Source organism: Prochlorococcus sp. MIT 1011 (genome assembly GCF_047305235.1).
Lineage (GTDB): Bacteria > Cyanobacteriota > Cyanobacteriia > PCC-6307 > Cyanobiaceae > Prochlorococcus_B.
In genome coordinates this window covers 948,139-966,775 of sequence record NZ_CP138983.1, presented here as the reverse complement: position 1 = coordinate 966,775, position 18,637 = coordinate 948,139, and the positions used below count along the sequence as shown (strand labels likewise).

The following is an 18,637-nucleotide window of genomic DNA, read 5'->3' as shown; positions in this document are numbered from 1 at the left end:
AACAGGTCTAACTGGCTTTGGCAAAAGCATGATAAAATTCAATCTCTATTATTATTTATAGGTGGTTTACAAAATACGTAAATAAAAATTATAAGTTTGAAACTTCTTGACACAAGAAATATTGTGTATTTTGGGACTTCTCCGTGATCTTTTGATTTTCCTTCCTGGAGATGGTTCCCTCGAGTTGGGCTAACCGTTGTTCTAGCTGCGATCTCCTATTTAATGAGGTCTCAGCTTTTAAGAGAAGCTTTTGAATTTCTATTGAGTGTTTTTTCATAACTGAAAGAAAATAGCAGTTGAGCTATAACCTTTCATTTAAATGAAGAAACCAAGACAGTCTTAACCTAGGTAAAAGATAAAATTTGATTTTTCATGAAATATTCTATTATCTATCCTTAATGGGTAGAATATCTATGACAGAAGACTGGAAACCAGTAGATTCTCAAGTACTGGTCGATGCATGGGAAGAAATTAAAGACTGTGCAGAAGGTATCCAAAAAGATCTTGCTTGCCCAGATGAGACTATTTCAAAAATGTTGAGATCTGTAGCTGAAACTTTTGATAATACTGTTGAAGATTTGCTAGATAAGGCAGAAGAAGATTGGGAAGAAGAAAAATAGATGTATTATTAAAATATGATTCCTGATTTTTTCCCAACTCCTGAGCCAGCATCTCATTTTGGCCTTTGGAAATCTATTATTGGCTTATTTATCGTTTTATTTGCAACTTTTGTTGGTGTTGAAATCAGGCTTGGAAATGAAGATGAAGAACCATAGAAAATTAAAACTATTAAGTATCTAATTAAAATTTTTACAAGTTACATCTTTAAATAATTATTTAGAATATTATTGATTAATTATATTTATTTCAAAAGACGCTATCTATATTTAATTTATTTTTATGCCTCCCTTGTTAGCTCAAATCAGTTCTGCTCAGAGAAAAGAATCTAAATTTAACGCCTCAAGATGGATTCAACTAGCCACAATTGGAATTGATAATACGCCTAGAGTAAGAACTGTTGTGTTTAGAGGATGGAGTGAATCCTATGAAATGGAAATATACATTGATAAAAGAAGTCTAAAAAATGAAGAATTAGATTTGAATAATAACGTGGAGGTGTGTTGGCTTTTTTCTAAATCTAAATGTCAATTAAGATTTCGAGGAACATCAAGAATTGAATTAGGAGATGAGAGACAGCGTCACTGGGATCAACTCAGTGAAAAATCAAAATCAATGTGGAGTTGGCCATCTCCTGGTAATCATTTATTTTATGATCTAAGTAAGGACTTTTACGTTAATGAAAAGGAAGTAATATCGATTAATTTTGCCATATTAAAAATTGACATTTTTCACGTTGATCAATTGATTCTTCATAACCCTATTCATACAAGAAGAAGGTGGATAAGAAAAAAAGAATGGATCGAGTAACGCATAAACCCTTATTTTTGTGAGGATGACGAAGCTTACTGTTGGGGAAGCCTCATTATGTTCCGATCACCCTCATGTAATTAATAGCAATATTTTTTATTACTGGCAACAATATTAGTATTAGTATTAGTATTAGTATTAGTATAAATTGGTTGAAAGTAAATTAAATATATTAAATAAACCAAATCTTGTTTTTAAACTATTACTATTATTTATCTAATAAATAATTTTTTTAAGATTCTTTCGTCCCCATGCTTTATGTTTTTTATCCAAATCAGATATCGAATTGCTCTGGGCTTTTAATTTCAAAAGATAGGAAACTTTCCTGATTTTTGTGTATGAGATTTTTTCGGGGTAATCGATAAAAGACTGGTATGCATTTAAGTATTCGCTACTCATTAATTTCACAGTATTTTCTTTATATATATTTACTACGCCATTAAAAGCTATGTATGATCTTTAATATTCTCTTTCTCTTTGCTTTACAAAGTATTAGTTAATTCAATTTCCAAATGCAACTTTATTTCGAAAAAGTATCTTGTTTACTTTTGCAATTCTATAAATAAGCACTTTTGACTCGTTTACAAGTAGCGTTCATTCAAATACACCTCAATACCCATAGGATAAGTTGTCTTTCATTTGGCTCGAAAATTTTAACGGTAGACTCACATGGTTGGCTTTATTCAGATACCTCTAAAAAATTAGATCTAAAGATTTCTTCCTTAGAAGACCATCCTGAATTAATATATTGTATGTATATCCTTGAATTTCTGATTTGATAACTCTTGTTCAGGAAAAAATTCTTGAAGGTAGAGAGTTAAGTATCTGTTATTCCTTTAGGTATCAGTCAGTTAGTCAGTGTAGCTCAGCCGGTTAGAGCACAGCATTCATAACGCTGAGGTCGAGAGTTCAAGTCTCTCCACTGACATTCGAATAGTAATTAATGCTTATCTCATAAGTCTTAGTGTTTTATCTTGATTAAATTTATTTTTTTTTAGTAGGAAGTATAGTTTTAGAAAATCGTAAAAACATAAATTATTTCATATCTACTTCATTAAGGCGCTCTTTGAAACTTGTAGAAGAAGATTTATCATTTGATTTAGATTGATCAGGGATGATATTTTCAAGTTCACGACTATTATTAGTAGATTGATTATAAATAGAAAAATTCTTTGAATTATTAAAACTTACATTTGATTTATTTCTATTTTCATCATTTACTTTATTTGCTTTTTCAGTAAATAGTTCATTTGGCGAATGATCAACATTTGAGTTGTTTTTATTATCTTTATTAGAATCCTTAAGATGAATTGATTTTGATTTCTTCTTATTATTTAAAGGATATTTTATAACTTCATTTCTCAACTGATTTAACATCTTAAGATGATTAGAAGAACTAAATTTTTTAACAAGGGCAGGATCCCAACTCATTGGATCATTCATTTTTATAGATTATGCTTCCTTGGATAGAAAGAGTAAGTTTCTTTGGTCCTAGCATGATAAATTATAAAGAGGAAAAGGGGAAGTTCATTCCCTTCATACCAATCAAAATACGCAAAACATTCCATGACGACCAATGAGTGCCTCAGGGTAGGTATGCAAGCACCTGATTTTGCTGCTACCGCTGTTGTTGATCAAGAATTTAAGGACATTACGCTATCTCAGTACAGAGGAAAGTACGTTGTTTTATTTTTCTATCCACTAGATTTCACCTTTGTATGCCCTACTGAAATTACTGCTTTCAGCGACAGATATATTGATTTCAGTAATAAGAACACTGAAGTCTTAGGCGTATCTGTTGACAGTAAATTTACACATCTAGCTTGGATTCAAACGCCAAGAAATGAAGGTGGAATTGGTGATATTAACTATCCTCTTGTATCAGACCTTAAGCGTGAAATTTGCCAATCTTATAATGTATTAAATGATGATGGAGAAGCTGATAGAGGTTTATTTATAATTAACCCAAGTGGTGTCATCATGCATTCAACAATCAACAAGGCACCAGTTGGAAGAAATATTGACGAAACTCTGAGAATATTGCAAGCATATCAATACGTTGAATCGCATCCAGATGAAGTCTGTCCAGCAGGATGGACACCAGGTGACAAAACCATGAAAGAAGACCCCAAAGGAAGCAAAGAATACTTCTCTGCACTGTAAAAGAAATAAATTATTATTTATTTCTTAGCTGCTAGATAAGAATTAAGAGATTTAATAACATATTCAGATTCAAGTGTTTCATTAACTATAAGTTCATCAACAAGAAAATCCATTAATGAAGCTTTATCTGAAAGAAGTTTAATTGCATGGTTAAGAGCCTTATTAGCTATATATAATATTTGCTTATCAATTTCTTTACTTGTTTTTTGTGAATATGTTTTTTTGCTAGTCAAAATATCTCTTCCAAGAAAAATTGAATCTTTATCTGAATCATATGCAATTGGACCAAGATTTGAGAAACCAAATCTAGTAACCATTAGATTTGACCAATAAAAAACATTTTCAAGATCCTTTTGTGAGCCTTGTGTAACTTCCTTAGAACCAAAAATAATTATTTCAGCAGCTCTTGATCCAAGTGATATTACTATTTTGTTATAGATATAAATTCGTGTTAATAGACCACTATCTAGAGTTTCTTCGTCAGGCGTGAAATAAGTCATTCCTGAAATATCACCAAGAGACTTAAATAAGGATATTTTTTCCAATTTATCCTGAGAGGGAATTAATAAAGCTACCAGTGTTTTACCAATGATTTGATATGCAATTTGTCTTTTCTTAGCACTATCAGAAAGTGGTTTAGATAATAAACCAAACCTTGCTTTTTCAAGAGCTTTGTCTAGTTCAATGGAACTTATGATGGACTTATTATTTCTTGCTGCATGAATTGCGGCCTCATTTAGAAGATTTTGTAAATCAGCCCCAGAAAAACCAGGTGTTTTTATTGCCCACTCCATAAGTTTCACAGAATCGCATATAGGTTTTGTTCTTGCATGTACAGAAAGAATTTTATGACGAGCGTTTTTATCAGGGAGGGATATGTCTATACGACGATCAAATCTTCCCGGTCTTATTAAGGCACCGTCGAGAATATCAGGTCTATTAGTAGCTGCAATAACAATTACTCCATTATTTACTTCGAAACCGTCCATCTCCGTTAGAAGCTGATTTAATGTTTGCTCTCTTTCATCATTTCCACCACCGATTCCTGAGCCTCTTTGACGTCCAATTGAGTCAATTTCATCTATGAAAACTATGCAAGGTGATTTTGACTTAGCACTTTTAAAAAGATCTCTAACTCGGCCAGCTCCAACACCAACAAACATTTCAACAAATTCTGAAGCAGATATCGAGAAGAAAGGAACATTTGCTTCTCCTGCAATTGCACGAGCTAATAAAGTCTTACCAGTGCCGGGTGGACCAACCAACAAGACACCTTTTGGAGTTTTTGCACCAAGGTCAATCAGTCTCTGTGGATTCTGTAAAAAAGTTACTATCTCTTTTAATTCATCGGATTCTTCATTTAAGCCGGCTACATCGTCAAAAGTGTATTTTCTAATTTCATCATCTTTTACCTGAGAGGACCGTCTAGAAAAACTCTGCATATTGCTTAGCAACTTTGAAGATCTCTTAATTAAAAATAAAAGAGAAAAAATAAATATTAAAGATAAGCCAAGACCGCTGATGAAATTCGCTAAACGTTGTTCTGATCTAATATCCCTTACAGTAAGAGGAACATTATATTCATCAGATATTCGGAGAATTTTTTGATCATTATAAAATATTGGGATTACTTTTCTTTCGCCATTTATTAATTCAACTATGACTTCTCTTCTATTTGGTACTAAAATAATAGAAAGTATTTCTCCACTTTCAATATCCTTTAACAGTTGACTATAACTTTTATTCATTTAATAATTAAATCAATTAACTTGAAAGTATATATAGGCAAACTATAGTCAAAATGTTAACCGACTTGAGTTTATAAAGAAAAAGAGACAAGAAGTTAGTTTTCCCTCAAAGCGTTTTTGTTAAATTGGTGCATGACGTTATAAGATATGTGATCAGTAAATGTTGAACAGAAATGGCGGTACCTAAGAAAAAAAAGTCTAAAGGGAAGAGAAATCAAAGGCACGCAACATGGAAAGGTAAAGCAGCAATAGCTGCAGAAAAGGCCTTATCTATAGGAAAATCAGTGCTTACTGGAAGAGCTCAGGGATTTGTTTATCCAATGAATGAGGCTTCAGATGAAGATGCTGATTAAATTTAATTAAGAACCAAGTTTAAAAGCTTCAAGAATAAGGGCATATGTCGAGCCAATTCTAAAATTATTAATAGAGATTATAATTATTGATAATTTTGTAAAATTTGATAAAAGTGTTGTCCTTATTGAAATCTCCATTATCAATAATATTAGAATTGCAAGTAATATTGTGTTAATTGATTTATCTAATAAAAAAGACAATATACTATTTGTAAAATAAAAACCTAATAGTAAAGAAAGCAACAAAATACTTCTCTTACTCCAAGAGTCTGCAATAAATGGATTGATAGTTCTAATAACTGTATCAACAAGTTTTGTAAATTTAGTTTTCTGCATATTCAATTAATTAAAGCTGTCAAATATTCAAAATCTACAAGATTACTAATTGAAGCTTTTCCATAAATTATTTTTGACGGTTTATTGATATTTCCAAGGCTAGTAACACATGCATTTGCTTTTTTAGAAATATATTTGTTTGAACTTGACCAGGGAGGTAATGTCATTAGGCAATTAAGGTTTGCAGCCTTGGCTGCCTCAACACCAATTATAGAGTCCTCAATGGCTATGCAATTTTTAACAGATTTATTGCTTAATTGAAGTGCTAATTTATAAGCATCTGGAGAGGGTTTGTGTTTACTTACATCTTCATACGTAACTATTCCTGAAAAAAAATTTAATTGTGAACTTAATGAGGTTTTTAAAAAAGGTTCTAGGGAATCTCGACCACTTGTCGTAACAATAAACTGCTCTACCTTAAAGCTTGAAAGTTCATTGATTAGTCTCAGAACCCCCTCTCTAACTTTGATTTTTCCAGAATGAATTAAGTTCTTGTAATGGAAGCGCTTTCTCTCTTGAATTTTGGAACATTGATCCTCACTAAGACTGCTGTTTATTTCGTTTCGATAGTGAATTATTCGTTTTAAGCCTCCTGATGTTTTTAAAAGCTCTAAATATTTGCTCTCATTCCAGTTCCAGTCCAAATCAAAATCTTTAAAGGCTAAGTTAAAAGCCAATCTATGTCCACACATTTCAGTGTCGGCCAAAGTACCATCAACATCCCAAAAGACTGCTTTTAACTTATGCATGTTATTTCTGAATAAAACAAATATAATTCTGATTAGCAAGGAATCAATCTAGGTTAAGCTTTTGAAAACAGTTAATAATCAAATTTCAAGATGGATATTACCTAAACCAATAAATGAAGAAGAAATAGAACATTGCACTTTAAACTACACTTTGCAGAAAGTATTAATTAGAAGAGGGATTGATTTAAATAATGCATTAGAGGATTACTTAACACCAACGCAACTCCCAAATCCGGAAGATCATTTCAATGATTTAGAGAAAGCAAGTCAAAGAATAATTGAAGCTTGTAGCAAAAAAGAAAAAATTGCTATATGCGGTGATTATGATGCTGATGGTATAACTAGTACTGTCCTTTTAATTGAGTTATTATCCCAACTAGGTGCTAAAGCAGAACCGTTTATTCCATCAAGACAGGATGAGGGATATGGACTGAATATAAATATGATTAATAAAATTCACGATAAACAAGTAAAGTTGATTATTACTGTAGACAACGGAATTTCTTCAATTGATGCTATAAAAAAATCATCTAAGTTAGGTATAGATTTAATTATAACTGACCATCATAAAATACCTAATATAAAATTAGATTTTTTTTCGCTAATACACCCTGAAAGAACACCTGTTAATTCCCCTTACAAGTATTTGGCTGGTGTTGGAATTGCATATCTTCTAGCTAAAAATATATGTAATAAATTGAATTATGATATTAATAAAACAACAGCAAATGTTTTTTTCATTATTGGTACTGTAGCAGATATGGCTCCCCTAAAAGGAGCAAATAGAAAGTGGCTGAAAGAGTGTTTACCAAAAATAAATAGCACTAAAAATAAAGGTTTTATTTCGATTATGAAAAAGCTATCCATCGATAAAGAAGTTATAACAACAGAAGATATAGGTTATAAGATAGCTCCATTGATTAATGCTGTCGGTAGAATTGGTGACCCAAAACTTATAATTGATCTTCTTACAAATGATTCTACAAAATGTATTGACAAGCTTATAGAAGAGTGTTTTTCCATGCATAGAGAAAGAAAAAGACTTACAACTTTAATAGAGCAAGAAGCGCATGAAATAGCTCAATGTCAATATAACGAAAATAGGAAATTTCTAGTACTCTCGAAAAGAAAGTGGCATCCAGGTATTATTGGAATAGTAGCCGCACGAATTGTTGATAAGTTTAATCTACCTACAGCAATACTCGCAATTGCAAATGATGGTAACTTCCGAGGATCAATAAGATCTAATAACAGATTAAAGGTGAATAAGGCATTAGACGAATGTAAAGATCTTCTAATAAGTCATGGTGGTCACTCCGCAGCTGCGGGATTTTCAATTAAAGAGGATAATATAAATGAACTTTCTGAAAATCTAAATAAAATTGCAATAAGAGAATTTAGAAATATTGATTTAGATAAATCAATAAAACCAGATGCATACGTACGTCTTGCTGATATTAATCATGATTTTTATCGACAATTATGTTTGATTGGTCCTTTTGGAATTATGAATCCTGCTCCAATTTTCTGGACAAGGAAATGCAGAATTATAGATATTTATCACCTTAATGGTGGACATATAAAAATGACTTTAGACGATGGTAGCTCATCAATAATTGCTGTTAAATGGAATGAAACTACAAAATTAAAAAAAAATGATTTAATTGATATTGCATTTTATATTGAAATGAATAGGTGGAAAAAAATAAATAAAATTCAACTAAATATTGTTGATATGAAAAATCATACAAAAATTGTTGAATTAAAATTACATAATCGTTTTTATAAATGTCAATTAACAGATAAAAAGGAGATATTAATAACAAACACTAAAGGAGAGTCTATTAGGTCAGACTATTCTAAAAATACTGAGAATATAGATAATAATGAATCAGATTTTGCTAAAAAGATTCTGTCATTTGCCGAGATTGCCCTTGGCAAGGCTGCTTAAAGCCTTAAACACCTCTTCTGTAGAAGATCAATGCGATTATTGCTGGTCCTGCAAGAAAGACAGCTACTAGAGGCAATAGGTTTCCCATGTTGATTTAAAAACTTGAATTATCTTACTAAATAAACTGGCTTAACTTTACAATAATTAAAAATTATTGATTTTAATCACATCAATTTATTTTAGATTTGCTTAAATATTTTGGTCTAGCCAAGAACTATCCACAATATTCATTGATACTGTTTTATTTTAGATGAGATTATTTAATTTATGATTATTGAAAAATCGTTTAATAATAGTCAGATAATTGATTATTGATCATTTTAAGGTTTTATATATCATATAATTGATGTATAAAAATAAAAAAAAAGGATTGCATCACTTAATTGGAAGTAATGGGTCAGCCTAATTCAAATTCTCAAATAGAAATGAACGAATCTAAGGATGGTACAAACTTTTTTAGTATATTAATTACTACTTTTAGTACTATTTTCCTTGCCGAATTAGGAGACAAGACACAACTTGCGACATTATTGCTTTCTGCGCAGTCTGGTAGACCCCTGATTATTTTCATAGGTGCAGCACTTGCTCTTATCTCGACAAGCCTTCTCGGAGTTCTTATTGGGAGATGGATTGCAAATAACTTACCAAGACAAAGATTTACAGTACTTTCAGGAATAATTATGTTAAGTTTGGGCTTGTACCTAGTATCGCAAGGTTTTGTTGACTTTATACAAAATTAGAATTTAAACTAATTTAATGCTTATAACGCTTCTTTTTACAACTTTTGTCACTGTATTTCTAGCTGAAATGGGTGATAAAACTCAATTAACAACAATAACTTTAAGTAGTACAACTAATAAACCATTAGCAGTATTTATTGGATCGTCAGTAGCACTTATATTAGCTACGCTTTTAGGAGCTTTAGCAGGTGGTTCTATTGCTAATCTAATCCCTGCATTCTTACTCAAACTGCTTTCTGGAATAGTATTCTTAATTATAGGAATAAAACTTTTAGCTGAAAGCAGAAAAGATTCTACTAGTGATAGCTAGTAATCAAAATCTTTTAAACATATATAGTCTTTGACTCTAAAGACTTAAATCAAATGAACTTTTATTAATCAGCCACTGTGATTATGACATCAGTTTTAAAAATACTAGAAAGTCTTGAGAGAGATGATGGATTAGAGGTATCCAAGCTTGAAAAGTCCTTGAAACTAACAAAAAAACTAGATAGAGATAATTTACATATAGCTATTAAAGCTCTTTCAAAGCTTGGCATAGTTCAGTATATAAATGATGAAAAACTTACTGTTAACAATGGGCTTGGTTTCATAAAAGGTAGAATCCGATGTAGCAGCAAAGGTTATTGTTTTGTTGTTAGAGATGATCAAGGCGAAGATATTTACATTAGAGAAGATAATTTGAATAATGCTTGGCATGGTGATTCTGTAATTGTATTAATCACAAAGCCCGCAGTAAAAAGGAGAGCACCTGAAGGATCTATTCAATGTATTTTACATAGATATAATGATACTTTGCTAGCAAAGTTAGAGTCAAATAAATCAACAGGAGAAGTAAAGGCTTATCCGTTGGATGACAGAATACCTGTAATTATTGATTTAGAAAATGGCTTTGATAATAAAAAAATACAGGAAGAAAAAGATCTAGTATATGAAATAAAAATAAGTAATTACCCAATTGCTCAATTTAATGCAAAAGGTTCAATTATTAGAGAGTTATCGATTAATGCCGGTGAAGAAGGTGACATAGAATTATTACTTTCTAAGAATAATATTTCTAGAAATATTATTGCACCAAAAGTTGCTCCTAAAAAAATTAATCTAAAAGGAAGAGAAGACTTAACGACTCAACCATCATTATTGTTCGAAAGTTGGGAATCATCAAATTCTCCGTCTTTACCAGCATTATTTGCACAACCAAATGAAGGAGGTACAAGGATTTGGATTCACTCCCCTACAGTTTCAGAAAGAATTAATATGGGAGGAAAATTAGATCAATTTCTTAAAGATAGAGGTGAAGCTATCTGCTTAGGAAACAATTGGCTAGACTTTCTAAGTGAATCGCTTAGATCAGCATCAGAATTTAAACTAAATGAAGTAAATGAGGCAATTTCATTAATGATAGATATAAATAGTAATGGAAATATAACTGATTGGAAATTTACAACTAGTATTATTTGTCCAGTAAAGATTATTACACCCAAGCATCTCAAAGCTATCAATAATAGAAAAGTAACATCGAAGTCTATTCCAATTGCACTTAAACCTCTAAAAGATAATCTAGAGGTAATCTATACTATCATTCATTCTTCAAAACTAATCAATAATAACAATATAACTAGTATAAAATTGGATGAACAGATTCCTAATTTAGAGAGATTAAGTGAGTTAAAAAAAGCAATTCCAGGTCGAGACTTTCATGGATGGTCTAAGACTTATGACATTTGTGATTCACAATCAATTGTTGATGTTTATGTTAGGCTTTCTAATAATATTCTCGCAAAGCATTTAATTGGATATAAATTACCTTTTATTTACAAAGAGCGTGAACAAATAGATACAACTTCAATTAATGATTTAACAAAATCAGCATTAGCATTAGACAATAATATAAACGTTAATATAGATGGTAACATAACAATATCACAAGTAATAAGCTCATTTGAATCAAGTAATCAAAAGAAAATATTGCATAAGCTTATTAAACATATCATTCCGGGAATTCATCTGAAACTATATAAAGAGAATTTTCATTCAGAGAATAACCTGGATGACAATATAAATACATCTAATATTGAATCTCCATGGTGTTGCCCAACTCTAAATTATTGGAATGTGTTTAACCAATTTATTTTAACCTCACTTTTAAATGATGGTAAAAACAAGCCTTCAAGCAGAAGTAAGCACATTATAGAATTAGGTAAAAAAGATAGTTGGAAAGAAGTTAATTGGGATATATTTCCTTCTAAAATTGAAGAAAACATTATTACTCACTCAAATATAAATTTAATTCAAGCTTTAAATGAAATAAGAAAAAAATCTAAATCATTTAGAAACAATATTATTTCAATTGCTCAGTGTAGAGAAGCTCAGAGAATTATTGGAAAAGAAGTAGAAGCTATTATTACTGGAGTTCAAAGTTACGGTTTTTTTGCTGAGATAGACGATTTAACTTCAGAAGGATTAGTCCATGTAAGCACATTGGGTGATGATTGGTACGAATATAGATCTAGACAAAATCTTTTAGTTGGAAGAAAATATAAAAAGACTTATCAACTAGCACAAAAAGTAAATGTCAAGGTTTTAAAGGTTGACATACTTAAAAATCAAATTGATTTAGAGCTTGTTAAAGACGAAGATAAAGAATCAATCAAAACTAATGATATTAGTATTGACAATGATTCAGACAATTTAAGTTAAATGTCCAGTATAGTATTAGCAATTACAGGTGCTTCGGCTCTTCAATTAGGTGAGCGATCAATTCAAATATTATTAGAAAACTGTCGATCTGTAGATTTAATTCTGAGTAAAGGTGCATATGAAGTAGCAAAAAGCGAAAGAAACATAAATATTCCAGTAGAACCAAGAGCTCAAGCTGATTATTGGAGAACTAAGCTTGGAGTCAAATCAGGTAAATTGACTTGCTATAGATGGAATGATCATTCAGCCTCAATTGCCAGCGGAAGTCACAAAACCAGGGGTATGGTAATAGTTCCATGTTCAATGGGAACATTGGGCAGAATAGCCTCTGGTTTTTCATTAGACCTAATTGAAAGATGTGCCGACGTTCACTTAAAGGAAAATAGGCCTTTAATTATTTCTCCAAGGGAATCTCCATTAAATTTAATTCATATAGAGAACATAAAACGTTTAGCTACTGCTGGTGCATTAATTGTTCCTCCAATTCCCGCCTGGTATACAAATCCTCAAACAATTGAAGATATTATTGATTTTATAGTAGTTAGATTATTTGATTCTCTTGGTGAAGATTTAAATTATATTAAAAGATGGGAAGGCCCTGATAAATGAAATTAAATTATTTAATAAAGATAATTCCTTTTCTTTCAACATTTACTTTAATTGCAATTTTAAATTTTAGTAATCAAAAAGAAAATACTAAATTAAAAATATTAATTTGGGATACTCCATCATTATCATTAGGTTCATATCTTGCAATTTCAACTGGAACAGGATTTATATTCTCCTATATATTAACTACAAGCCTGGCAAAAACAATCAGATCAAAGTCCAACAAGGCTATAAAGTACAAAAAAGAAATTAACAAAGATGAAACAGTAGAATACACTGATACAAATTACAATGATTACACCGAAAATATATTAATAGAGAGGGAAATTAATGATCCATTACCTACAATGGATGCTAAATTTAGAGTAATTGGTAAAACAGAAAGATACAACACAAATTATAAAAATGATTACAATATCCAAAACAATAACTTAAATGAGATACAAGAACCATATATAGAAGAGAGTGAAGCAAATGATTCTTTTAACCAAGATAGAAATATTTCATCTGACTGGAATGATGATTCTTTTAAAAACTGGTAAAATAAATTTAAACTATATTTTCAATCAAAAATAACTTTACAAACAGCTTTATACATTTGCTAAAGTAAAAAAATGGAAAACAAAAAGCCAACCAACAAAATCGAATCTATAAATAAAGTAACTAATGTTGAATCAACATCTGGGTCCAACGTAGAAGGTACGCCAATTCCCAAAAAACCTGTCAAGCCGCCTAAAGTTGAAGATAAACCCTTCGAAGAGTTTATAATTAAACATTTTATTCCTGGTTTAAAAACATCTATAGAACAGACAGGTGTTTCCGTTCTAAATATAAAACTAATAGATGGTATAAGACCAGTAGTAGGAGGTAAATGTTGGATGGTTTTTTGTGAAATATCAGAACAAAGACGATTTTGGCTTTGTTTTAATAAAGAAGTAATAACCTCTGATAAAACCATATTATTAGCCGAGTCAAATTCAGATCCAAGTATTGTTGAATCATTCCTAATTGATGAAAAGAAAACTACCTTGCCTTTATTGATTTCTAGGGTTCTTCAAAGATTAAATGGACAAAAATGGATTGGTGCGAATTGAATTGTTTTCTCTAAAAGAAAGTTATCTCCAATCATTTTATAAATATATTTTTAAATAATAACAATAAAGCTTTCTTCTTAATATTCATATTCGCAGTTATGGCATTCAAATGCCATAATAAGAAAAAAGATTTTGACTAACTCATTACTTACTAAGACAAATGAAAATTTGCTATTTCATACTTTTGACGAAACATTAAAACCGCAAATAGAAGAATTATTGTCTCTTGGCAAATCCGCAGGAGCTGACCTTGTAGAAATTTTTCTTGAAAAATCAGACAACATATCACTTTTAGCTGAACAAGACGATATTTCAAGCGTAAGTCCTTCTCTTGGAATTGGAGCAGGAATTAGGGTATTTCTAGGTAAAAAAGACGGTTTCGTTAGCACAAACGATCTTTCAAAAGCTGGTCTTCTTTTTGCTCTCAATCAAGCATTAGGAATGCTAGGTCTAGGAACAGGATCAAAAAATATTGATACATTTGAAGGCTTATTAGATCTGAGGGATTTTGGTAGTAATAAGAATGATTGGCTAGATCAATCACCTGATCTTGATGAGTCCACAGTCAAACTACTTGAAGCCACAAAATTACTTGCAAATAAAAATAGGAATCTACAAGTAAGAAGAGCGAGTTATTCAAGAAGTTGGCAAGAAGTTATCGTCGCTGCTTCAGATGGTGTATTTGCTAGAGACATCCGTCTTCATCAAACCGTTGGTATTAACGTAATAGCGCAACAAGATAAAAACAGATCAACTTCTGCAAGAAGATATGGAAGTTCTGGTAATCCCGACGATTTAAGAAATTGGAACATTGAAAAAAGTGCTTCTGAATTAAATGAAAGTGCTCAGAAAATGCTCTATGCAGATTATGTTGAAGCAGGTCAAATGCCCGTTGTACTTGCTAATAAATTTGGAGGAGTCATCTTCCATGAAGCATGTGGTCATCTTTTAGAAACAACTCAATTAGAAAGAGGAACATCTCCATTTCATGACTCTATAAACAAACAAATTGCCCATAAGGCTGTTAGTGCTGTAGATGAAGGTCTTTCAAATTATGCTTTTGGCTCATTATCTATGGATGACGAAGGAATGGAACCACAAAAAACTGTACTAATTGAAAATGGTATATTAAAAAGATTTCTTTCAGATAGAGCAGGTTTTTTAAGAACAGGACATCCCAGGACTGGTAGTGGAAGGAGGCAAAATTTCTCATTCGCAGCAGCAAGCCGTATGAGAAATACATACATTAAGCAGGGCGATAATACTCCTGAAGAATTATTAAGAAGTGTTGATAATGGACTTTATTGTAAATCTATGGGCGGCGGTAGCGTAGGTCCAACTGGGCAATTTAACTTCTCTGTTGAGGAAGGTTATTTAATAAAGAATGGCAAACTTGATTCACCAGTCAAGGGAGCAACATTGATAGGTGAAGCTAAAGAAATCCTACCAAGAATATCTATGTGTGCGAATGATTTAGATCTTGCAGCTGGGTTTTGTGGCTCTGTAAGTGGAAGTGTGAACGTTACTGTCGGGCAACCACATATAAAAGTCGATTCTATAACTGTAGGAGGTAGATAGTAATGAACAATTCAATTACTAATAAAAAGAGATTGGTATTAGACCCTGTAGTATTTACTAACCTTTTGAAAAGATATAGCAATCAGCTAGAAATTAAAAAATGGGATATGGGAGCATCATCAAGTAATGATATTTCAGTTCAAGTACAAAAAGGTAATGCTAAACAGCTTAAAGGTTCTCAAAGAAATTCTATTACATTAAGAGTATGGAATAAAAATAATCAAGTTGGTATAACTAGTACTTCTGACTTAACTAGTGAAGGCATTAATAAAGCAATGATAGGAGCAATTAAAGCAAGCCTTTATGGTAATGCAAATGAATCCCCGGAGTTTTCTCCTTTAGCCAAGACAGAATTAGAACAAATCAACTCCGAGATCTCGGAGTCTCATACAATTGATGAGTTACTTAGTATTCTAAAAATAGCGGAAAAACAATTAATTGATACTCATCAGTCAATAGATTCTGTTCCATATAATGGATTGAATGAAAGTTATATTGAAAGGATTTATATCAACAGTGACGGTGCTACTAGACATATGAAACTTTCACAATCTTCAATATATTTGTATGCAAAAGCCGAGGAAGAAAACAAAAAGCCAAGAAGTGCAGGTGGTATTAGAATTAATTCAAATTTAGAAGAACTTGATATACAATCATGTATCAAGGAAACATCTGACAAGTTAATTAGTCACCTAAATTATAGAGCTATAGAAACAAAAAAGTATCTAATTTGTTTTACTCCTGAGGCGTTTCTCCAATTAATAAGTGCATTTAGTTCAATGTTTAATGCACGATCTATTATTGATGGCCTAAGTTTGATGAATGAAGATTCAATTGGTAATCAAATTTCAGTTTCTAATCTAAATATTAGCGATGATGGTCTCCACCCTGAAAACGTAGGAGCGTTTAGTTTTGATGGTGAAGGAACTCCAACACAAAATATAAAATTGGTCTCAAATGGTATATTAAGTAATTTACTTCATTCAGAGGCAACTGCAAGAAGATTTGGTGTTAAACCCACTGGTCATGCTGGATTAGGTGCTAAGGTATCTGTCTCTCCCGATTGGCTAGTTGTAAGTAAAAGTGAATCTGAAGTTGATAAAGATGAAAGTCTAAGTGTTAAAGATACACACAAAGAGTATATTTTAATAGATGAATTATCTGCCATTCATTCAGGAGTAAAAGCTAGCCAAGGTTCATTCTCTTTACCCTTTGATGGTTGGATAGTTAATGACGGCAAGAAGACATCAATTGAAGCTGCTACTGTTGCTGGAGATATCTTAAAAGTGTTAAAAAGTATTGTGAAAATTGAAAATAAGCAGTTCGTTACCCACCAAGGAATTAGCCCTCATGTTTGGGTTGAGAACGTATCAATAACTGGAGAGGCGTGAAGATAGTTTTTTGGGGAACTCCCCAGTATGCTGCTAAAAATTTAATAAATATAGTTAACGCAGGACAAGAAGTAGTCGCAGTAATCACGCAACCAGATAGAAAGCGTGGTCGTGGTAAGAAATTGTCGCCATCCCCAGTCAAAGAAGCAGCAATTGATTTAGGTATACCTGTTTTTACAACACAATCTATTAGTAAGGATAAAAATACACAGGAAATACTTACTAAATTGAAAGCTGATGTTTATGTAGTTGTAGCGTTTGGTCAAATTCTTCCTAAAGAAATCTTAGATCAGCCAAAACTGGGATGCTGGAATAGTCACGCTTCCTTACTACCAGTATGGAGAGGAGCTGCACCAATTCAATGGAGCATAATTAATGATGATGCAAAGACAGGAATATGTATTATGTCAATGGAAGAAGGCTTAGATACAGGACCAGTAATTGAACAAGAATCAACCGCTATACAAGATTCAGATAATCTTGAGATACTTACTAATAGACTATCGAACATATCATCAAAACTTTTACTTAGATCACTCGAAAGAATAAAGCTCACCAAAGGATTAAACAAATCAACAAGACTCAAACAATTGAATGCAATAGACCAGACAAAGTTAAAAGGTAGTCCAAGCTATGCTAGACAAATAACAAAAGAAGACAATTTAATAGATTGGAATCAAGATGCAAGAAAGATAATAAAGAAAATTCAGGGACTATACCCAAATGCATATACATTTTACAATTCTAAAAGAATTAAGATTTTAGAAGCCAGCTTATCTTGCGATAATAATCAATCTAAAGAAAATCAAGATATAAAAAATAAATCAAGACAACATTGTAGAGCTGGCGAAATAATTATGATAAATAAAAAAACTGGCATAAAGATTATGACAAATGATTATCCAATTCTAATTAAATATGCACAGTTAGAAGGTAAAAAGACAACAGACAGTTATACGCTATCTATCCAATCAAATCTGAAGATAAATAATAAATTTGGTGCCTAAACATTATTAATAAGAGTATCTTTCTTTGAAAATCCCCAAAGGAAAAGACATAACATTACCAAGAAGAATAAATATTCAGGTATAACTAATTCATATAAAATTAATTGAATAATTAACTTTGTGCCGATAAGTCCAACTGCAATATAACCAGCTTTTTCTAAATTAATATATATCTCCAGCCATTTGATAAATAGTCCAGAGGTAAAACGTAATGCGATAACTCCGATAATCGCTCCAGTTATAACCAAAAGAAATTGATCACTTATTGCAACAGCTGCTGTAATGCTATCTATAGAAAAAGCCAAATCAGTTACTGACAATAAAAGGATAACCTTTAATAATGAAATATTAGATTTGTCAATGTTATCGTTGCTCTCAATATTAGTATCATTGCTGTTTAATGATATAAACTTAGAAATTGAAAGAGAAATCAAATAAATTCCACCGATAAGCTTAACTGGCCAAAAATTTAAGAAAAATTGAGCTGTAAGAATTACTATTATTCTTAATAATAAAGCTATAAAAATACCTATATTGAGTGCTTTTCTTTGTAGATCAATATTGTTTAGATTTTTAGTTATTGAGGCAAGAGCAACAGCGTTATCAGCTGATAATACAAGCTCTAAGGAGACGAGAACAGGCAACAGAGGAGCCAGTTCAACCCATCTGTCGATACCATCCAGTAAAGGAGTTAAGGATCTGAGAGATGCTGAATCCATTAAATTAAAGAAAAAAAGTTATTTATAATGGCTGTTTGGTATATGTTAACTCTAATTATTCTATTCAGTGC

Annotated in this window: 21 protein-coding genes and 1 tRNA gene; 16 read left to right on the top strand and 6 right to left on the bottom strand. The window is 31.4% G+C overall.

From position 1 onward, the window contains the following. Positions 1-398 precede the first annotated feature (398 nt). The 4 genes from SIB75_RS06070 to SIB75_RS06055 all read left to right on the top strand — a co-directional run bounded on the left by SIB75_RS06070 (position 399) and on the right by SIB75_RS06055 (position 2,356). A complete protein-coding gene (locus SIB75_RS06070; RefSeq protein WP_413684742.1) occupies positions 399-620 on the top strand; it encodes a hypothetical protein in 222 nt (73 codons plus the stop codon). A 15-nt stretch (positions 621-635) separates the two neighbouring features. Next, positions 636-776 (top strand): hypothetical protein, encoded by a 141-nt coding sequence (locus SIB75_RS06065; RefSeq protein WP_413684740.1) that lies wholly within the window; start codon positions 636-638, stop codon positions 774-776. 124 nt (positions 777-900) lie between these two features. Next, complete coding sequence (locus SIB75_RS06060) at positions 901-1,428, top strand: hypothetical protein (RefSeq protein WP_413684738.1); 528 nt, start codon at positions 901-903, stop codon at positions 1,426-1,428. A gap of 854 nt (positions 1,429-2,282) precedes the next feature. After that, a tRNA-Met gene (locus tag SIB75_RS06055) sits at positions 2,283-2,356 on the top strand. 107 nt (positions 2,357-2,463) lie between these two features. On the opposite strand, the gene SIB75_RS06050 is transcribed toward SIB75_RS06055, so the two are convergent. Next, entirely contained in the window at positions 2,464-2,871 is a 408-nt protein-coding gene (locus tag SIB75_RS06050) for a hypothetical protein (RefSeq protein ID WP_413684736.1), read from the bottom strand. 123 nt (positions 2,872-2,994) lie between these two features. Here SIB75_RS06050 and SIB75_RS06045 point away from each other — a divergent pair, with 123 nt between their 5' ends. Continuing rightward, complete coding sequence (locus SIB75_RS06045; RefSeq protein WP_413684734.1) at positions 2,995-3,591, top strand: peroxiredoxin; 597 nt, start codon at positions 2,995-2,997, stop codon at positions 3,589-3,591. Positions 3,592-3,608: 17 nt separating this feature from the next. Here SIB75_RS06045 and ftsH read toward each other — a convergent pair whose 3' ends face one another. Next, positions 3,609-5,339, bottom strand: coding sequence for an ATP-dependent zinc metalloprotease FtsH (ftsH, locus tag SIB75_RS06040; protein WP_413684732.1), 1,731 nt, complete (start codon positions 5,337-5,339; stop codon positions 3,609-3,611). A 173-nt stretch (positions 5,340-5,512) separates the two neighbouring features. Between ftsH and SIB75_RS06035 the strand changes: the two genes are divergently transcribed. Continuing rightward, positions 5,513-5,692 (top strand): 50S ribosomal protein L32, encoded by a 180-nt coding sequence (locus SIB75_RS06035; RefSeq protein ID WP_413684731.1) that lies wholly within the window; start codon positions 5,513-5,515, stop codon positions 5,690-5,692. A 6-nt stretch (positions 5,693-5,698) separates the two neighbouring features. Here SIB75_RS06035 and SIB75_RS06030 read toward each other — a convergent pair whose 3' ends face one another. After that, positions 5,699-6,028, bottom strand: coding sequence for a DUF565 domain-containing protein (locus tag SIB75_RS06030; protein ID WP_413684729.1), 330 nt, complete (start codon positions 6,026-6,028; stop codon positions 5,699-5,701). Positions 6,029-6,030: 2 nt separating this feature from the next. After that, positions 6,031-6,777, bottom strand: a complete 747-nt coding sequence (locus SIB75_RS06025) for an HAD-IA family hydrolase (protein ID WP_413684727.1) — start codon at positions 6,775-6,777, stop codon at positions 6,031-6,033. Between the two features lie 61 nt (positions 6,778-6,838). Here SIB75_RS06025 and recJ point away from each other — a divergent pair, with 61 nt between their 5' ends. Further along, positions 6,839-8,728, top strand: a complete 1,890-nt coding sequence (recJ, locus tag SIB75_RS06020; protein WP_413684725.1) for a single-stranded-DNA-specific exonuclease RecJ — start codon at positions 6,839-6,841, stop codon at positions 8,726-8,728. A gap of 4 nt (positions 8,729-8,732) precedes the next feature. On the opposite strand, the gene psb30 is transcribed toward recJ, so the two are convergent. Further along, positions 8,733-8,816 (bottom strand): photosystem II reaction center protein Ycf12/Psb30, encoded by an 84-nt coding sequence (gene psb30, locus SIB75_RS06015; protein ID WP_071813363.1) that lies wholly within the window; start codon positions 8,814-8,816, stop codon positions 8,733-8,735. A gap of 304 nt (positions 8,817-9,120) precedes the next feature. Here psb30 and SIB75_RS06010 point away from each other — a divergent pair, with 304 nt between their 5' ends. The 9 genes from SIB75_RS06010 (at position 9,121) to fmt (ending at position 17,847) form a co-directional block, all read left to right on the top strand. Continuing rightward, complete coding sequence (locus SIB75_RS06010) at positions 9,121-9,468, top strand: TMEM165/GDT1 family protein (protein ID WP_413684723.1); 348 nt, start codon at positions 9,121-9,123, stop codon at positions 9,466-9,468. A 16-nt stretch (positions 9,469-9,484) separates the two neighbouring features. After that, positions 9,485-9,778: a TMEM165/GDT1 family protein gene (locus SIB75_RS06005; protein ID WP_413390485.1), complete on the top strand. Its 294-nt coding sequence runs from the start codon at positions 9,485-9,487 to the stop codon at positions 9,776-9,778. Positions 9,779-9,861: 83 nt separating this feature from the next. Then, the gene (locus SIB75_RS06000) at positions 9,862-12,168 is read left to right on the top strand and encodes an RNB domain-containing ribonuclease (RefSeq protein WP_413684721.1); all 2,307 of its coding nucleotides are present in this window, start codon (positions 9,862-9,864) and stop codon (positions 12,166-12,168) included. Then, a complete protein-coding gene (locus tag SIB75_RS05995) occupies positions 12,169-12,777 on the top strand; it encodes a flavin prenyltransferase UbiX (protein ID WP_413684719.1) in 609 nt (202 codons plus the stop codon). It abuts the gene before it with no gap. After that, complete coding sequence (locus SIB75_RS05990; RefSeq protein WP_413684717.1) at positions 12,774-13,319, top strand: hypothetical protein; 546 nt, start codon at positions 12,774-12,776, stop codon at positions 13,317-13,319. Before SIB75_RS05995 ends, SIB75_RS05990 begins: the two co-directional genes overlap by 4 nt. Positions 13,320-13,391: 72 nt before the next feature. After that, positions 13,392-13,871 (top strand): DUF2996 domain-containing protein, encoded by a 480-nt coding sequence (locus SIB75_RS05985; RefSeq protein WP_413684715.1) that lies wholly within the window; start codon positions 13,392-13,394, stop codon positions 13,869-13,871. Positions 13,872-14,039: 168 nt separating this feature from the next. Further along, positions 14,040-15,449: a TldD/PmbA family protein gene (locus tag SIB75_RS05980; protein WP_413684805.1), complete on the top strand. Its 1,410-nt coding sequence runs from the start codon at positions 14,040-14,042 to the stop codon at positions 15,447-15,449. Positions 15,450-15,451: 2 nt separating this feature from the next. Beyond that, positions 15,452-16,840 (top strand): TldD/PmbA family protein, encoded by a 1,389-nt coding sequence (locus tag SIB75_RS05975; RefSeq protein ID WP_413684714.1) that lies wholly within the window; start codon positions 15,452-15,454, stop codon positions 16,838-16,840. Continuing rightward, on the top strand, positions 16,837-17,847 hold the full coding sequence (gene fmt / locus SIB75_RS05970) for a methionyl-tRNA formyltransferase (protein ID WP_413684712.1): 1,011 nt from the start codon (positions 16,837-16,839) through the stop codon (positions 17,845-17,847). Before SIB75_RS05975 ends, fmt begins: the two co-directional genes overlap by 4 nt. On the opposite strand, the gene SIB75_RS05965 is transcribed toward fmt, so the two are convergent. Then, on the bottom strand, positions 17,844-18,566 hold the full coding sequence (locus SIB75_RS05965; protein ID WP_413684710.1) for a TerC family protein: 723 nt from the start codon (positions 18,564-18,566) through the stop codon (positions 17,844-17,846). The two genes, fmt and SIB75_RS05965, sit on opposite strands and share 4 nt — an antisense overlap. Between the last annotated feature and the right edge of the window lie 71 nt (positions 18,567-18,637).

Bases quoted from the DNA above. Each gene is read 5' to 3' on its own strand.
- SIB75_RS06030 (WP_413684729.1), bottom strand. From the start codon at position 6,028: ATGCAGAAAACTAAATTTACAAAACTTGTTGATACAGTTATTAGAACT.
- SIB75_RS06070 (WP_413684742.1), top strand. From the start codon at position 399: ATGGGTAGAATATCTATGACAGAAGACTGGAAACCAGTAGATTCTCAA.
- SIB75_RS05965 (WP_413684710.1), bottom strand. From the start codon at position 18,566: ATGGATTCAGCATCTCTCAGATCCTTAACTCCTTTACTGGATGGTATC.
- psb30 (WP_071813363.1), bottom strand. From the start codon at position 8,816: ATGGGAAACCTATTGCCTCTAGTAGCTGTCTTTCTTGCAGGACCAGCA.
- SIB75_RS06025 (WP_413684727.1), bottom strand. From the start codon at position 6,777: ATGCATAAGTTAAAAGCAGTCTTTTGGGATGTTGATGGTACTTTGGCC.
- SIB75_RS05985 (WP_413684715.1), top strand. From the start codon at position 13,392: ATGGAAAACAAAAAGCCAACCAACAAAATCGAATCTATAAATAAAGTA.
- SIB75_RS06035 (WP_413684731.1), top strand. From the start codon at position 5,513: ATGGCGGTACCTAAGAAAAAAAAGTCTAAAGGGAAGAGAAATCAAAGG.
- SIB75_RS05975 (WP_413684714.1), top strand. From the start codon at position 15,452: ATGAACAATTCAATTACTAATAAAAAGAGATTGGTATTAGACCCTGTA.
- SIB75_RS06065 (WP_413684740.1), top strand. From the start codon at position 636: ATGATTCCTGATTTTTTCCCAACTCCTGAGCCAGCATCTCATTTTGGC.
- SIB75_RS06060 (WP_413684738.1), top strand. From the start codon at position 901: ATGCCTCCCTTGTTAGCTCAAATCAGTTCTGCTCAGAGAAAAGAATCT.
- SIB75_RS06050 (WP_413684736.1), bottom strand. From the start codon at position 2,871: ATGAATGATCCAATGAGTTGGGATCCTGCCCTTGTTAAAAAATTTAGT.
- SIB75_RS06000 (WP_413684721.1), top strand. From the start codon at position 9,862: ATGACATCAGTTTTAAAAATACTAGAAAGTCTTGAGAGAGATGATGGA.
- SIB75_RS06045 (WP_413684734.1), top strand. From the start codon at position 2,995: ATGACGACCAATGAGTGCCTCAGGGTAGGTATGCAAGCACCTGATTTT.
- SIB75_RS05990 (WP_413684717.1), top strand. From the start codon at position 12,774: ATGAAATTAAATTATTTAATAAAGATAATTCCTTTTCTTTCAACATTT.
- SIB75_RS06010 (WP_413684723.1), top strand. From the start codon at position 9,121: ATGGGTCAGCCTAATTCAAATTCTCAAATAGAAATGAACGAATCTAAG.
- SIB75_RS05995 (WP_413684719.1), top strand. From the start codon at position 12,169: ATGTCCAGTATAGTATTAGCAATTACAGGTGCTTCGGCTCTTCAATTA.
- ftsH (WP_413684732.1), bottom strand. From the start codon at position 5,339: ATGAATAAAAGTTATAGTCAACTGTTAAAGGATATTGAAAGTGGAGAA.
- SIB75_RS06005 (WP_413390485.1), top strand. From the start codon at position 9,485: ATGCTTATAACGCTTCTTTTTACAACTTTTGTCACTGTATTTCTAGCT.